Annotated in this window: 14 protein-coding genes; 11 read left to right on the forward strand and 3 right to left on the reverse strand. The window is 58.3% G+C overall.

All coding sequences use genetic code 11. The features are described from left to right. Window positions 1–467: 467 nt before the first annotated feature. Together ACYZT7_RS14150 and ACYZT7_RS14155 are read left to right on the forward strand one after the other, a co-directional pair. Window positions 468–1,871 carry an MFS transporter gene (locus ACYZT7_RS14150; RefSeq protein ID WP_462041497.1) on the forward strand — a complete coding sequence of 468 codons (1,404 nt, stop codon included), beginning with the start codon at window positions 468–470 and terminating at the stop codon, window positions 1,869–1,871. 536 nt (window positions 1,872–2,407) lie between these two features. Next, window positions 2,408–2,848, forward strand: a complete 441-nt coding sequence (locus tag ACYZT7_RS14155; RefSeq protein ID WP_462041498.1) for a cupin domain-containing protein — start codon at window positions 2,408–2,410, stop codon at window positions 2,846–2,848. Window positions 2,849–2,861: 13 nt separating this feature from the next. Here ACYZT7_RS14155 and ACYZT7_RS14160 read toward each other — a convergent pair whose 3' ends face one another. Then, entirely contained in the window at window positions 2,862–4,292 is a 1,431-nt protein-coding gene (locus tag ACYZT7_RS14160; RefSeq protein WP_462041499.1) for an MFS transporter, read from the reverse strand. Between the two features lie 134 nt (window positions 4,293–4,426). Here ACYZT7_RS14160 and ACYZT7_RS14165 point away from each other — a divergent pair, with 134 nt between their 5' ends. From ACYZT7_RS14165 to ACYZT7_RS14190, 6 genes are all read left to right on the forward strand, one after another. After that, the gene (locus ACYZT7_RS14165) at window positions 4,427–5,317 is read left to right on the forward strand and encodes a LysR family transcriptional regulator (protein WP_462041500.1); all 891 of its coding nucleotides are present in this window, start codon (window positions 4,427–4,429) and stop codon (window positions 5,315–5,317) included. Between the two features lie 767 nt (window positions 5,318–6,084). After that, window positions 6,085–7,233 (forward strand): TackOD1 domain-containing metal-binding protein, encoded by a 1,149-nt coding sequence (locus ACYZT7_RS14170; protein ID WP_462041501.1) that lies wholly within the window; start codon window positions 6,085–6,087, stop codon window positions 7,231–7,233. Window positions 7,234–7,239: 6 nt separating this feature from the next. After that, a complete protein-coding gene (locus tag ACYZT7_RS14175) occupies window positions 7,240–8,568 on the forward strand; it encodes a glycosyltransferase family 2 protein (RefSeq protein WP_462041502.1) in 1,329 nt (442 codons plus the stop codon). Between the two features lies 1 nt (window position 8,569). Then, entirely contained in the window at window positions 8,570–9,418 is an 849-nt protein-coding gene (locus tag ACYZT7_RS14180) for a hypothetical protein (protein WP_462041503.1), read from the forward strand. A gap of 6 nt (window positions 9,419–9,424) precedes the next feature. After that, window positions 9,425–10,537 (forward strand): HlyD family secretion protein, encoded by a 1,113-nt coding sequence (locus ACYZT7_RS14185; RefSeq protein ID WP_462041504.1) that lies wholly within the window; start codon window positions 9,425–9,427, stop codon window positions 10,535–10,537. A 7-nt stretch (window positions 10,538–10,544) separates the two neighbouring features. Then, a complete protein-coding gene (locus ACYZT7_RS14190) occupies window positions 10,545–11,492 on the forward strand; it encodes an NAD-dependent epimerase/dehydratase family protein (protein ID WP_462041505.1) in 948 nt (315 codons plus the stop codon). Here the strand turns inward: ACYZT7_RS14190 and ACYZT7_RS14195 are convergent. Continuing rightward, a complete protein-coding gene (locus ACYZT7_RS14195; protein WP_462041506.1) occupies window positions 11,464–11,727 on the reverse strand; it encodes a hypothetical protein in 264 nt (87 codons plus the stop codon). The genes ACYZT7_RS14190 and ACYZT7_RS14195 overlap by 29 nt on opposite strands. 327 nt (window positions 11,728–12,054) lie before the next feature. Between ACYZT7_RS14195 and ACYZT7_RS14200 the strand changes: the two genes are divergently transcribed. Together ACYZT7_RS14200 and ACYZT7_RS14205 are read left to right on the forward strand one after the other, a co-directional pair. Beyond that, window positions 12,055–13,143: a hypothetical protein gene (locus tag ACYZT7_RS14200; protein WP_462041507.1), complete on the forward strand. Its 1,089-nt coding sequence runs from the start codon at window positions 12,055–12,057 to the stop codon at window positions 13,141–13,143. Window positions 13,144–13,145: 2 nt separating this feature from the next. Then, entirely contained in the window at window positions 13,146–13,499 is a 354-nt protein-coding gene (locus tag ACYZT7_RS14205; protein ID WP_462041508.1) for a DUF1428 domain-containing protein, read from the forward strand. A gap of 13 nt (window positions 13,500–13,512) precedes the next feature. On the opposite strand, the gene ACYZT7_RS14210 is transcribed toward ACYZT7_RS14205, so the two are convergent. Beyond that, entirely contained in the window at window positions 13,513–13,707 is a 195-nt protein-coding gene (locus ACYZT7_RS14210) for a hypothetical protein (RefSeq protein ID WP_449643609.1), read from the reverse strand. 60 nt (window positions 13,708–13,767) lie between these two features. Between ACYZT7_RS14210 and thpR the strand changes: the two genes are divergently transcribed. Next, the gene (gene thpR, locus ACYZT7_RS14215; protein ID WP_462041509.1) at window positions 13,768–14,307 is read left to right on the forward strand and encodes an RNA 2',3'-cyclic phosphodiesterase; all 540 of its coding nucleotides are present in this window, start codon (window positions 13,768–13,770) and stop codon (window positions 14,305–14,307) included. Window positions 14,308–14,435: the final 128 nt, after the last annotated feature.

Here is a 14,435-nt window from a genome sequence, read left to right on the forward strand (position 1 = left end):
CCCTGCGAAACCCTGACGAGATGACCGCTATCGATGTCTCTCGTCATGAGCTTGTGAAAGGCGTTGTCGTATAACGTATAACAATGCCCAATCACCCAATCGTCCATACCCTGCGCTTAATGCCCTTAAGAGGCAGTCATTGTTGAGACGTGCGGCTATTTTTCAGATTGACAGCCTAGGAGTGAACTCGATATAAAAGGTGCAGTTGTACGACGACGGACAATTGTCGATGATTAAACCCTAAAAATAAAAAAGAGTATTGCCCCATCATGAATTCAACCCGCCTGCGCGCCTCCCTGAATGCCCCTTCTTATGGCTCGACCTTGACTGCTTGCCCATCCCCGCAGTCTTGCGCGTTACATACGGCTGTTTCGCCAAACCCCTGATAGCACTTGCTATACGGTTAACTCCGGTCGCTGAGCATTGATTACCCATTTTCGAGCCTAATCCAACAATAAAGTGATGCTATGAATCTGAACGAGTCCATCAACCCGCAACGCGTTGGCCAGGCCGTCGGCAAATATCGCTGGACTATCTGCGCGCTGTTGTTTTTTGCCACCACCATCAATTACCTGGACCGCCAGGTGCTCAGTCTGTTGGCGCCGGATCTGTCGACGCAATTTGGCTGGAGCAATACCGATTACGCCAACATCGCTTCCGTTTTTCAGTTTGTGTACGCGATTTCCATGCTGTTCGCCGGCCGCGTGGTCGACAGGATCGGCACCAAGACCGCCTTTGTGTGGGCCATCGGCATCTGGTCGACCGGCGCGATAATGCACGCCTTTGCGGTGTCGATGGGTGAGGGGATCGGCGCCATATCCAGCGCGCTCGGCATTGCCGTCATCCCGGTCTCGATCGCAGGCTTCATGCTGTCGCGCGCCGTGCTGGCGATAGGCGAAGCGGGTAACTTTCCGATCGCGATCAAGGCCACCGCCGAATATTTTCCGAAGAAGGAACGTTCCTTTGCCACCGGTATTTTCAACTCCGGTGCCAATGTGGGCGCGATCCTGGCGCCGATCTGCGTGCCGCTGATCGCCGGCCTGTGGGGCTGGGAAGCGGCTTTCATTGTGGTCGGTATGTTGGGCTTCGTTTGGCTGGGCGTATGGATTGCGCTGTACGAAAAACCGGAAGAGCAAAAACGCCTGTCGGTGCAGGAACTGGCCTACATCCGCAGCGATCAGGGCGCGCAGGCGTTCACCAGCACAGACTCAGGTGCTGCTGCCAAAAAAGTATCGTGGTTCAAGTTGCTGACCTACCGCCAGACCTGGGCCTTTGCCTTCGGCAAATTCATGACCGACGGCGTGTGGTGGTTCTTCCTGTTCTGGCTGCCGACCTATCTGTCAGCGCAATACGGCATGAAGGGTCAAGCCATCGTGTTGCCGCTGGCTGTGTTGTACAGCATGACCATGGTGGGCAGCATCGGCGGCGGCTGGTTCCCCAGCTATTTCATGTCGCGCGGCGACGCGCCGTATGACGGCCGTATGAAAGCCATGCTGGTGATCGCCTTCTTCCCGCTGCTGGTGTTACTGGCGCAGCCATTGGGTTACCTCAGTTTCTGGGTACCGGTGCTGTTGATCGGCGTGGGCGCATCCGCGCACCAGGCGTGGTCGTGCAATATCTTCACCACCGTGTCTGACATGTTTCCGCAAAAAACCATCGCTTCGGTGGTCGGTATTGGTGGTTTGGCAGGCGGCTTGGGCGGCGTAGTGATGACCAAGACCGGCGGTTGGGTGATCGACCATTACAAACTGATTGGCGATATTCATACCGGCTACATGATCATGTTTGCCATCTGTGCGGTGGCCTATCTGGTGGCGTGGAGCGTGATGAAGACGCTGGTGCCACGCCATAAGGAAATCACCGATCTGTAAACGGCTGGCGCTCGGCATTTGACCCACAGAGGTGCATCACTGGCGATAGCATCTTTCAATCCTGCCACGCTTCCCACAGGACAAAATCGTTCTAAAAAAGCCCACCTTGCGCTTCGGACTTTGTACTACTCTTGAAGTTGTAGGTGAAGACGCAGACTGATGCGCAAGCGGATGGCGAGGAAACGTGGGGCGCGTTCCGAAGGGTACACGGTTAGAAAGATCTCCGCGCTGAGATCCAGCCCTTATGCCGTGTGAAGCAGGACAGCACAAAACTGTTCTGTGGGAGTCCTGATAAACCTTGTAAGCCGGAGACCAGCACCGGCCACCTACTCGATTTCGAAGCCCGCCTTGTGCGGGCTTTTTCGTGTGCGCAGGGTCCGTTTGTATCGGAACGTATCCTGCGCGTCTGCAGCTAACTTCGCATACAAATCCAAGGCATTCTCGACACTTGCGCGATACACGGCGGCCTCTGAATAGAGCCACCGCATCCGCGGCAACCTGCGCGCAACTTTCCGCGCACTCATTGGAGAAATGCCATGTCCCGTCTCAATCACCGTATCTCCGCTGGCATGCTCGGCGTCGCCGTTGCCGCGGCACTCACTGCCTTCGCGGGCCTCGCTCAAGCTCAAGAGGCGCCTCCGGTAAAAAGCTGGCAGGCGGGTCTTCACCGCACCGATCTGCTGCGCCAGGATCTCGACGTCGCCGGGCGTGAAGTGATCCAGGTCCGCGTTGATTTCGAGCCGGGTGTGGTGTCCCCCAAGCATTCTCATCCCGGGGTGGAAGTGGCCTACGTGATTGAGGGCACGTTTGAGTATCAGCTCGAGGGTCGGCCACCGGTAACGCTCAAGGCTGGCGACTCCTTGTACATCCCCGCCGGCACCGCGCACGTCGCGAAGAATATCGGCGCGAACAAAGCGTCGGAGCTGGCGACGTACATTGTGAAGAAAGACACGCCGCTGGTAGTGCTGGAAAAGTAAACGCCGTGTCGGGTTACCGGCGGTTATGACGCATTGCCAGCGCGCGGCTTCCCAGCGCGATGGCCAGTGCGACAGCGATCAGCACCAGCGCCACGGCGAAGGTGATCCGCAGACCGCTGGCAACCGCTTCGGGTCGCGCCGTTGCAATGTCGACCGAGGCCGATGCGAGCGTGAACACCGCGCCCAAGGCGGCCGCACCGGTGATGAGCCCCAGATTGCGCGACAGGTTGAGCATGCCGGAGATGACGCCCCGTTGCTCTGGCTGAACATCCGCCATGACCGCCGTGTTGTTGGCTGTCTGGAACAGGGCATAGCCGAGAGTTATCACGACCATGGGCAAGAGGTAGCCACCGATGCCGAATGTCTCCGGCAGCGCTGATAGCGTGAAGCATCCGATGGCCATTGCCGCGAGCCCGACGAGGGTCATGCGTCGGGCGCCAAAGCGGTCGGCAATACGGCCTGCGGGCACACCCGTCAGTGCCGCGACACACGGCCCGACTGACAAGACCAGCCCCACCAGAACGGCATCGAGGCCGAGTCCATGCGCGAGATAGAAGGGACCGACCACGAGAGTCGCCATCATCACCGTCGCGACGAGCAGGCTCATGGCCAGGCTGCCACTGAGCACGGGATCATGGAACATCGCCAGTCGAATCAACGGTGAAGTGACGCGAGCCTCGGCGAACACAAAGAGGCTGACGCCGACGCCCGCCGCCAACAGCAAGGCGATGTTGATTGGGCTGAAACTGCCTCGCCCAAGGGTCATGGCCAGCGCATAAGCGGCGAGTGTCAACGCCAGCAGCAGTGTGCCCAGCGGGTCGAAGCCGGCACGATCGGTCTTGGGTTTCTGGCGATCGGCGGGCAAATAGCGATGTGCGAGCACCCACGTCAGCAAGCCCAGCGGTACGGTGATGAGGAAGATCGCCCGCCAGCCGAACCCGCCAATCAGCAGGCCACCGAGCGACGGCCCCATCGCGGTGCCTATTGCCGACATCGTCCCGAGCAACCCCATGGCGCTGCCGGTTTTTGCCTTCGCTACCGTCTCGCTGACAAAGGCCATAGTCAGCGCCATCATGATTGCCGCACCGAGTCCCTGCAGCGCCCGGGCGCCAATCAGCAGCCAGAGCGTGGGCGCAAAGCCGCACAGCGCCGACGCCAGCGTGAACACGCCGATGCCGGCCAAGAGCAGCCGCCGACGGCCCGTTATGTCACCGAGCCGACCGACGCTGACGATCAGGGTGGTGATGGCGAGAAGGTAGGCGAGGACGATCCACTGCACTTCCTGAAAGGAAGCGTTGAACACCTGGGCCAAGGTCGGCAATCCGACATTGGCGATACTGGTGCCCAGCGAGGAGAGCAGCATCGACAGCGAAAGACTGGCCAACGCCCACCGAACGGACGGTGTCTGTTGTGCTTGCTCTGCGACTGCACTGATCGATTTCATGCTGTTCCTCATTTCTGGCCACTCCCGAAGCGGAGCTACCAGAAATCTACGCCCCGGCCTAACATGGCGGAAGGCGCACCCTTTGCACTTTATTCGTGCGTCAAACGCCATATCACTCTGCCGCGGGGCGATGCATGTCCACTCCCGATTTCAACTTGCTGATCATCCTTGATGTGCTGCTCGCTGAAGGCAGCGTAGCGCGCGCCGCCAAACGCTTGCGGCTGAGCCCGTCGGCGATGAGCCGGGCGCTGGCGCGATTGCGTGAAACCACCGGCGATCCGCTGTTGGTCAGGGCCGGACGTGGTCTGGTGCCCACCCCGCGAGCGCTCGAATTGCGCGAGCGGGTCAGTCAACTGGTGCAGGACGCAGAAGCGGTCCTTCGGCCTGCCGAGCAACCCGATCTCAAACAGCTGAGCCGCACGTTCACGCTGCGCACCAGTGAAGGCTTTGTCGAGAATTTTGGCGCGGACCTGATTGCGCGCGTCACCGCGCAAGCCCCAGGCGTGCGGCTGCGCTTCATGCACAAACCCGACAAAGACAGCACGTCACTGCGCGACGGGACGGTCGATTTGGAAACGGGTGTGGTGGGGATGGCCGCTGGTCCGGAGTTGCGCACGCAGGGCTTGTTTCGCGACCGTTTCATTGGCGTTGTGCGAAGGGGGCATCCACTCAGCCAAGACGAGATAACCCCCGCGCGTTATGCGGCGGGCAGCCACATCAGTGTCTCTCGGCGCGGGCTCGACAAGGGGCCCATTGATGAGGCCCTTGAGCCCCTGGAACTGGAGCGGCAGATAGCAACAATCGTCGCAGGCTTCTCCACTGCGCTGGCACTCGCCCGGGCCACCGACCTGATCGCCAGCGTTCCCGAACGGCACACCGCCAACCTTCGCGCCGGCATGCACAGCTTTGCGCTGCCACTGTCTCTGCCGGCGTTCACCGTCGCTATGCTCTGGCATCCGCGGCTGGATGCCGACCCTGTGCATCGCTGGTTGCGCAGCTGCCTTCGGGATGTTTGTGCTGATTAAAAAGTTGTCAGATTTGAGCTAATGTTCATTAATGAAACACTGCATGTTTCACTCGTGTAACTATCCGGTTTCGTAGTTTGGTTGTTGGTATGTGGATGGTCGATTTTGATATAAAACCCCCTTGAACTTATTAATATGAGTACGGTATTGGATGCAACACGAAAGTGTGGCTGAAGGGCGGTATCGTAAATGAGAATTAGCCGCTAATACTATTGAATGGCGCAACGCTATCAATGGTGGCAATTAACTAGTGATGAGCGTAGTTGTAACATTTTCGTTAATAAGCGCATGTAGGCATTTGAAATATAAACAATTATATACTGTGATATCGTGGGTTTAGGTCGTGTCGAAGTGCAGTGTTCAACACGGAATGCGATTAAATTAATGACAAAATAGTGGCATTCGGCCTATCAAAAAATAACTTCACAATAAAGTTGGCGCTTTTCTGGCGCGGTGGTAGTGTTTGTAATTCCTTTTAACCGCACTTGTCTGTCCGCAGAGGCCGTGCGACATGCCGACTCCAACTCCACGGATTGCGATACTCGGTAATAAAGTTCCAAGCTTGAATCTTCCGGAGCTTGAACACTTCGCCGACTTGGGCAGCTTGTTGGCTGCACACGCATTTGATGTCTTGCTGCTGGACCTGCCAGCGGCTTATTCCGGGCGGGTGCTTCGAAAGTTGCGATCGATTCCCCTTTATCGCTACACCCTCATATCGCTACACCCTCATTTTTTGTTGCCGTGATCAGAATGACTGGTGTGAAGCCTTGGGTGACGGTGCGTGCCCTGTCGAATCCAGCGAAATAAGGACCCTCTGGTGGGTATGGCAAGAACGCTACCGGCTGTTCAATCAGGGCTCCGCCCCCGAGCGTTTTGAAAGTCGGGTGCTTTCCTGGTTGTGGTTGCGCGACAACTCCCACGTCTATGCCCTGCGAGACCCGGAGGTGCCTCAGCATTATCGCTATCCGCTGCTGGACGCCCTGGCTGATAACGAGCAGGTCAATTCGTTTGTCTGGCTCAGTTTGATGGTGCAGCAGGACTGGCTGGAAGAGGGGGTTCTGGTCGATCGTGTTCGCCTCTGTTCGGACTGTGGTTCGGGCCGGCTCAATTACATTGATGTGTGTGCCGAATGTCAGGCGCTGGACATTTCACGCCAGCCTTCATTGCATTGCTTTACCTGCGGGCATGTGGGGCCACAGGAATCCTTTCTCAAAGACGGGGTGTTGTTGTGCCCCAACTGCTTGAACCGGCTGCGCCATATCGGCAGTGATTACGACCGCCCTATGGAGAATTATCGCTGTCGGTCATGCCAGGCGTTTTTTGTCGATGCCGAAGTGCAAGCGCGCTGCCTGGACTGCGGCCTGTCACACACGCCTGACAAGTTGCGAGTACGCGAGGTCAGAGATTTCCGCCTGGCCGAGGCCGGACGTTTCCGCTGCCGCCAGGAGTTCGGCGATCAATCGGTTCATCACTTCGGTCGACTCACTCTGTTAGGCGGCAAGGATTTCTATGATCTGCTGACCTGGCAGATCCAGGTCGTGCGCCGCTACCCGTTGCCTGCCTTCTCACTGATCGGTCTGCGCTTCATCAACCTGGCCAGTACGTTGTCTCGCCTGGGCGAACACCACGGCCATGCCTTCATCGACAGTGTGGCCGATCGTTTGAAGGAAACCGTCAGGGAAACCGACCGCTGCTCTCGAAGTACGGAAGAGTACTTGTGGATCATGCTTCCACATACCGATGGCAAGGGCCTGGAAAGCGTCAAACAACGCTTGAGCCGGGTCGCCGAGTTGTTTTCAGCACCGGAGGTCAGTGACATTTCCCTGCGTGTCGTCAGCATCACGGCGCCCCACGATCTTCTCGAACAAGAAGATGGCGAACTACTACTGGCCCGTCTGGCCAGTGAGTTGGCGTGACCCGCCATGAGCCCTTTACTGGAGCAACTCTACAACGCACTCAGCGCGTTGATGGGGCCGGATGGTTTGAGCCGGTTGTTTTTCATGCTTTTCCCCTTGTTTCTGATCTTTGAATTGCCCCTGATGATCATGGTGATGCTGGGTGTTTTGCGCTGGTTCACACGTCGGCGCACTCGTATACCGAAGATCAGCGTCTATCGCCCCAAGGTCTCTTGCATCATTACCTGCTACAGCGAAGGGATGGATGTTCAGACCACGCTGTTAAGCCTGTGCGAGCAGACGTACCCCGGCCACATCGAGATGATTCCGGTGGTGGACGGGGCCACGGTGAATCAGCCGACGCTCAGCGCCGTTCGCAGTTTTAACGTGGATCCGCAGTTGTACCCCAGGCGTCATTTGCGCCCGATCGCCAAATGGCAGAGGGGCGGGCGGGTGTCGTCGTTGAACGCCGGCCTGTCGCTTGCCAGCGGTGAAATCGTGATGGCGCTTGATGGTGACACGTCCTTCGACAACAACATGGTCAGCTCCATCGTGCGCCATTTCGAGGACCCGTCGGTGCCTGCGGTCGCCGGTAGCCTGCGAGTGCGCAATGTCTGGGCTTCCTGGGTGACCGCGATGCAGGCGCTGGAATACCTGTTGTCCATCCACATGTCGAAAATCGGTCTGGCCGAATGGAACCTGGTCAATAACGTCTCGGGAGCGTTCGGGGCATTCCGCCGCAGCTTTCTGGTGAAAATCGGTGGCTGGAACACGCACACCGCAGAGGATCTGGACCTGACGTTGCGCATCAAAAGTTACTTCAAGCGACACGACTTGAGGATTCCCTTCGAGCCGGAAGCGATTGGACACACCGATGCACCGGCGACGCTCAGTCAGTTTCTGATGCAGCGCTTGCGCTGGGATGGCGACCTGTTTTTTCTGTACATCAGAAAGCACAACCACAACATCAACCCCAACTTGTTGGGCTGGCCGACCTTTCTGATGATCCTGCTCAGCGGCTTCTTTTTTCAGCTGGTGCTGCCGTTCCTCATCTTCAGCTACACCTTGCTGGCGTTGTTTGTTCTACCGGGCAAGACGCTGTTGTTTCTGTTTGTACTGATCTATGCGCTGTACCTGACGATCACCGCGCTGTTGTTCGGCGCCATGTTGTTGATGGTGTCTGACCGACCTGGAAAGGACATGACCCTGGGGTTGTTGGTGCCTTTCTTCCCGCTGTTCATGCTACTCCTGCGATGCTGGAGCGCAGTGGCCATGCTCAACGAGATATTTCGTCGGGGCCATGAAGAAACCTCGATGGCGCCGTGGTGGGTGCTTAAACGAGCCACGAGGTTTTGATATGCGATCGATACTTTTGCTCCTGACGTTGTCGTTGCCAACGACAATAATGGCCGCACAACCACTGCCGCTTCAGGCAGCGGGGTCGCAGTCGAGCCAATGGTCCCAGGCCAGTTATGTCTGGGACAGCGAAGCATTGCTCGATCCCGATCAGCGTAGAGCGGAGCTTGAGCAACTGCGTAAAGCCGGGATGGACAAGATCTACCTTGGCCTCAAGGCCGCCCAGTTGAAAGACCTTGTCACGACGCGCCAACGGCTGAAGCAATTGCTGCAGGACGCGGCAGGCGAGGGGGTGAAAGTCAGCCTGTTGCTCGGCGATTCGGCCTGGATCGAGCCGCAGGGACGCCATCAGCTCACCGATTTATTGGCGAAGCTGGAGGGGCTTTCATTCGCCAGCCTGCACCTGGACCTGGAAGTCGAGCAGTTGGGCGTACCGGTCCCGGATCAGCGTTTGAAGGACTTGCTCGACACCTTGCGCGCGGCCTCCGCAGCGAGCCCCTGGCCGGTAGAGATTTCAAGCCATCATCGCTGGTTCGCCGAGACAAAACCCGGAAAAACCTGTCTGCCGTGCGCGCTGCCCGACGCGGGCGTGCGTCAGGTCAGCCTGATGATTTACACCCGCAACCCGCAAAACAGCGCACGAATGGCAGAGCAGATCGCTCAACGCTGGCCCGATCTGCAGTTTCGCCTGGCGCAAAGCACCGAGCCGCAATTGGATGCCACGGAATCCTGGGCTGGCGCGTCGACTGAGCAGTTGCAGCACCAGACCCGTGCCTGGCGCGAACAGCTACAACCACGAGGAATTGCCGGCATTGACTGGCAAGCCTGGCGAGACTTTCCAAAACGGTGAGCCGTCATGAAGATTCGATTCGATAGTCGTAAAGAACTGAACCCCACTCAGGAACAGGGTTTGAGTGTGCTCTACGCTCCGGGCAAGCGCATGGCGTTTCGCGTGCGTTGGTATTTGATCTTGTTCCTGGTCGCGAGCCCCTTGATCTGGCTGGGAGGAAAACTGACCTACGGCATGCTGATGATCGACGCGCCGGCGCAATTGCGCCTGCCGATTCTCGAGGTGCGCGCGCGGGATGCCGGTCGGGTCGATCAGCTGTTTGTCATGGCCGGGGAACAGGTCCAGGTCGATCAGCCGTTGGTCAGTCTCGACAATCCCGAATGGCGTGCGCGGCTAATGCAGCTCGCCGCGATGCCGACTAATACGGTGCGCGCCACCAACACCAAACTGGACACTCGGGAGCGTCAGTTGCTCAGGACCCGAGTGAGCAGGACAGAGCAACGCGTGCAGGTGCTTGAAGACCTCGTTGTTTCAGGCGCCGTCTCTCGTGGAGAAGTGCTGGCCGCCCAGTCCGAACTCGATGCTTTTAAAGCGGACCTGTTGGCGTTCGAGCGCCGCGAGCAACTGGCTCGTCAGTCGCCGTTGAGCGTTGAACGCGAGATTATTCAACAGAACGCCGAGCAACAGTGGTTGAAAACGCGCCTCGCCGCGTTGTCGGTCAAGGCTGCGCAGAGCGGTCGGGTTGCGGAGGTATTGGTCACTCCCGGCGAAAACGTCGGTGCCGGTACGTTGTTGATGCGCCTTGAACGGCTGGAAGAGCCCCTGCTGTGGATCTATCTCGAACCGCTGAACATCAGCTACGCCGCGATTGGTCAGCCGTTGCGCGTTCGCATGCCCGATGGCGAGTGGTTGGCCGCCCATGTTGTCCAGGCCGTCGACAGCGCCGGTCGCACGCCGACGGTGTTGCGTGGGCCGTTCGCCGCCAGTGAAATGGGCTTGCAGGTCGCCGCCCGGTTTGATCACCCCCTGTCGCCGCGGTGGAGAATCGATCAACTGCCGTTGAATGTTCGCTTTCCGACCGACTGGCAACGAATGCTCAGTGACAGCCGTGAGCTCATCGAGCAATTAGGGGACTTCATTGCGATGGATCGAACACCCACCACCGCACCGGGGGAGTAAATAAATCATGACTGCAGATCGAATTCTTGTGACGGGCGGTGCCGGTTTCATCGGTTCGCACCTTGTCGAAGCACTGCTTGAAAGCGGTTATAGCGTCCGGGTTCTGGACGATCTTTCTACTGGCAAATTGTCGAATTTGCCGATTGATCGCTGCCGTTTGACCTTGGTAGTGGGGGATGTCGCGGATGCGCCGACGGTGGAGCGGGCGATGAAAGACTGCAGTGCGGTGGTTCATCTGGCTGCGGTGGCGTCGGTGCAGGCGTCGGTCGAAGACCCGGTCGCTACTCACCAAAGCAACTTCGTCGGTACGCTGAATATCTGCGAAGCCATGCGTCAGACAGGCTTAAGACGGGTGGTTTACGCGTCCAGTGCGGCGATCTATGGCAACAATGGCGAGGGCATGGCAATTACCGAGGACACGCCCAAGAATCCGCTGACTCCGTATGCCGCCGACAAACTGGCCAGCGAACATTTCCTCGATTTCTATCGACGTCAGCACAGTCTCGAACCGGTCATTCTGCGTTTTTTCAATATTTACGGACCGCGCCAGGACCCTTCATCGCCTTATTCCGGTGTCATCAGTATTTTCAGCGAAAGGGCCAAAAAAAATCTCCCCATCACGGTTTACGGTGACGGGGAGCAAACAAGGGATTTTGTCTACATAGAGGACCTCGTAAAGGTCCTGGTACAGGCGGTCAAAGCGTCAAAGCCGAGCATCGGGCCGGTCAACATCGGGTTTAACCGATCCACCAGCCTTAACGATCTGGCGGCAGCGTTAAGTGAACTCCTCGGGCGGCCCCTGACGTTGAACTACGACGCGCCGCGGTCCGGTGATATCAAGCATTCGCGCGCCGACAACAGCCGACTGCTTCAGTGCTTCGCCCCGAGCACGCCGACCTGTTTTGCCGAGGGCCTGGGGCAACTGCTCAGAAGTATTGATTCCGGCGGGCGGTAGAAGAGGCGAGCTCAGTCGCCAGCAAATGCTCAGCCAGCACATCATTCAAGAACCGGAACTGATCATTGAGCCCGACCACTTCATTGTTGAAGTGGTGGGCGGCTGCCGGCATCAGCAACGCCTCGTAGTTTTCGTCGAACACCAGTTCGAGCGTTTTGCGCGAAGCGAATGATTGGGAATAGAAGTTATTGCCAAACACCGGGAAGCTCACGGCCAAGGTAACGGAGTGAATCATGACGTGCGCTCCTCGGACAGGACGTACCAGGAAAATACGCTCAGGGTGACGGCCGTCAGGGCCAGGCAGGTCAGGAGATGGATAATCATGATTCGCCCCTCCGATACGGGGTTTTGTGGTGGGTTGTGGGTGATCCTACGCTGACGGTTTTTGAGCGGAAGGCATTCGCGGCGATGGTGAGTATCGACATAAGTGATGGACGGTTTTTGGATGTTCTTGAAGAACACCCTCAACCCCAAGCGAACAAACACCGGCACCTATACTCAAATTAATAGGCCTTTGAACACCGGACATTCCGTTCGGGCAAGTCTGTAGGAAACCGCGATCTTGAACCTGCGTTCGCTGATCGTCGCCGCGTTGGTGGTGTTGGCGGGATGCGTCACGCCTGCGCGTGCCCCGGTGGAAGTGGCGCCGCCGGTGGTGATTTCCCAAAGCACATGGCAACTGGTGGATCGTGAGATTGTCGCGGCATCGCAATCGGCCACCGAGCAGACCAAGATCTACGCGCGCGGAGCCATGGATTACTGGCGCACGCGGGTCTATCAACTGACCGAAGAGAACTTCATTCCATGGTTCAGCAGTTACTGGACCCAGGAATGGCTATCGATGAAGGTCAGCTGGTACACCCTCAGCGCCAAGGGCGAGCAGGATGCCTCGGCCAAGCGCCTGGCAGCCTATCTGCTGGAGCAATACCAACAGCGCGTGCTGGCGCCGGTCGCGGTGGAGATCGATCCCGACGCGATTCTCGGCCTGGCAGCGGCGTTCTATGTGGACATTCTTCAGGAAGAACTGCAGCGAATCTCCCAGCGCCACGGCGTGCCGATGGCTCAGCTCAACGGCCGTATCCAGAAAATTCCCGCGATTGCCCTGGGCCCGCCGCCCGCCCGGAATGCCTCGCTGTATCAGGTCGTGCACACCCAACCGCTGAACACGCTGCCGGCCTACGCGGCGCTGATCGACAAGATCCACAAGGCAGGTGGCGACCGAGGCGTGGATTCGACCGGCACCGCCATGGCGCCGGTGGCCAAGCGCGCCAGCCAACGGATGGAAGCCGAAATGGTCCCGCGAGGTGCGGCCGGTGCAGTCGCCGCTGCAGCGGGGAAATTGGCCGGAGGCTTGATTTCCGTGGGTGTGGCGGGTATCCGAGCGATCATTCAGGCCAACGATCGGCCGGACAGCGAGGCGCTGATTCGCAGCAGTCTGGGCAATACGTTCGACAAGGCCTGGATGAAACTGGTGCAGAACCCGACCACCGGAGTGATGGCCGGAACGTTGTACATGGCGGCGCAGATCGAGGGCAATTTGGCGGGGAGCGCAGAAGTACCGTCGGTCAGTTCGGGTAGCGGATCTGTCGATTGGGGCCCGACGGAATCGACTAACCAGCAGATCGACCCTCTACCTCCAGCAGGAGAATGACCATGTCCTACGTTGATGGCTTTATCGCAGCCGTACCCACCGCCAACCGCGAAAAATTCAAGAAACACGCCGAGACAGCCGCCGCCATTTTCAAGGAAAGCGGTGCCCTCAGCCTCGCTGAATGCTGGGGCGACGATGTGCCAGACGGCAAAGTGACCTCGTTTCCGATGGCGGTAAAACTCAAGAACGACGAAACCGTCGTGTTTTCCTGGATCGTCTGGCCAGACAAGGCCACCCGCGATGCAGGCATGGAAAAACTCATGACCGATCCGCGCATGCAGCAGGACGTCAACCCGATGCCGTTCGATGGTCAGCGGTTGATCTTTGGCGGTTTCGAAATGATCGTCAAAGCCTGAGCTAACGGCAGGATCACTCCGGCGTCGGGGTGGTCCTGCAACTCTTGCGATGACGAATCTCGCTGTCTGTCGGCCGTTCTTTGACGAACTCGAAGCGCGGCTCACCTTCGTTGTAATGAACCAGCCAGCCCCATTCCAGCTCGGACTCATCCTGACCGGGTTTCGGTGGCACGGCCCACCATGGCTCCTTGCTGATGATCTCTCGCATGGCCCCCTCCCGTTGAATCGTTTGCATGAACTATAACTTGGATGTCAGGAGGTGCCAGGTATGAGCGACGAATCCCATGAGCCGTTAAAACGACTGTTTTTTGCCCTGAACTGCGCACCCGAGCAACGTCGGGCCATTGCCCAGTGGCGCAGCGCACTTGGGCTCAGGAGCGGACGCCCGGTGCCGGCGGAAAACTTTCACCTGACGTTGATGTTTTTGGGCGCAGTTGGCGTGGCACAGATTGCCGATATCTGCACGGCCGCCGCGAATGTTCGAACGCCGGGTATGCCTTTGAGGGTTGCGCTTGATCGGCTGGATGTCTGGCGCAGGGCAGGGGTGTTGGTGCTCGCGCCTGAGCAGGCATCACCGGAGTTGCTTCGTCTGGTGTATGCCCTGGAGCAGGCAATGCTGCCGTTTGGCTTTGAGGAATCACCCAAGGAATTCCGTCCGCATTTGACCTTGATGCGCGACTACCGAGTGCCGGTGCCTGAGTCCGCGACGCCGCCCGAGTTTTACCTGCGAGCTGATCACTTCACCTTGTTCGAATCCCATAAGGGCCGCTACCGAGCGCTGGCCGAGTGGCCGCTCGTTCCATCATAAAAAAAGGCGCCCGAGGAGGGCGCCAAAATTCACCTTAACCGAGGAAGCCAGGTGAGGCCGTTCTGCAGATAGGAGTGCAGCGGTGGTAAGGCGCTGCGTGAACGGAAATCTTTGACACCGTTTGATGT

This window comes from Pseudomonas sp. RT4P38 (genome assembly GCF_054897765.1).

Bases quoted from the DNA above. Each gene is read 5' to 3' on its own strand.
- ACYZT7_RS14150 (WP_462041497.1), top strand. From the start codon at position 468: ATGAATCTGAACGAGTCCATCAACCCGCAACGCGTTGGCCAGGCCGTC.
- ACYZT7_RS14180 (WP_462041503.1), top strand. From the start codon at position 8,570: ATGCGATCGATACTTTTGCTCCTGACGTTGTCGTTGCCAACGACAATA.
- ACYZT7_RS14190 (WP_462041505.1), top strand. From the start codon at position 10,545: ATGACTGCAGATCGAATTCTTGTGACGGGCGGTGCCGGTTTCATCGGT.
- ACYZT7_RS14210 (WP_449643609.1), bottom strand. From the start codon at position 13,707: ATGCGAGAGATCATCAGCAAGGAGCCATGGTGGGCCGTGCCACCGAAA.
- thpR (WP_462041509.1), top strand. From the start codon at position 13,768: ATGAGCGACGAATCCCATGAGCCGTTAAAACGACTGTTTTTTGCCCTG.
- ACYZT7_RS14165 (WP_462041500.1), top strand. From the start codon at position 4,427: ATGTCCACTCCCGATTTCAACTTGCTGATCATCCTTGATGTGCTGCTC.
- ACYZT7_RS14155 (WP_462041498.1), top strand. From the start codon at position 2,408: ATGTCCCGTCTCAATCACCGTATCTCCGCTGGCATGCTCGGCGTCGCC.
- ACYZT7_RS14185 (WP_462041504.1), top strand. From the start codon at position 9,425: ATGAAGATTCGATTCGATAGTCGTAAAGAACTGAACCCCACTCAGGAA.
- ACYZT7_RS14205 (WP_462041508.1), top strand. From the start codon at position 13,146: ATGTCCTACGTTGATGGCTTTATCGCAGCCGTACCCACCGCCAACCGC.
- ACYZT7_RS14195 (WP_462041506.1), bottom strand. From the start codon at position 11,727: ATGATTCACTCCGTTACCTTGGCCGTGAGCTTCCCGGTGTTTGGCAAT.
- ACYZT7_RS14175 (WP_462041502.1), top strand. From the start codon at position 7,240: ATGAGCCCTTTACTGGAGCAACTCTACAACGCACTCAGCGCGTTGATG.
- ACYZT7_RS14160 (WP_462041499.1), bottom strand. From the start codon at position 4,292: ATGAAATCGATCAGTGCAGTCGCAGAGCAAGCACAACAGACACCGTCC.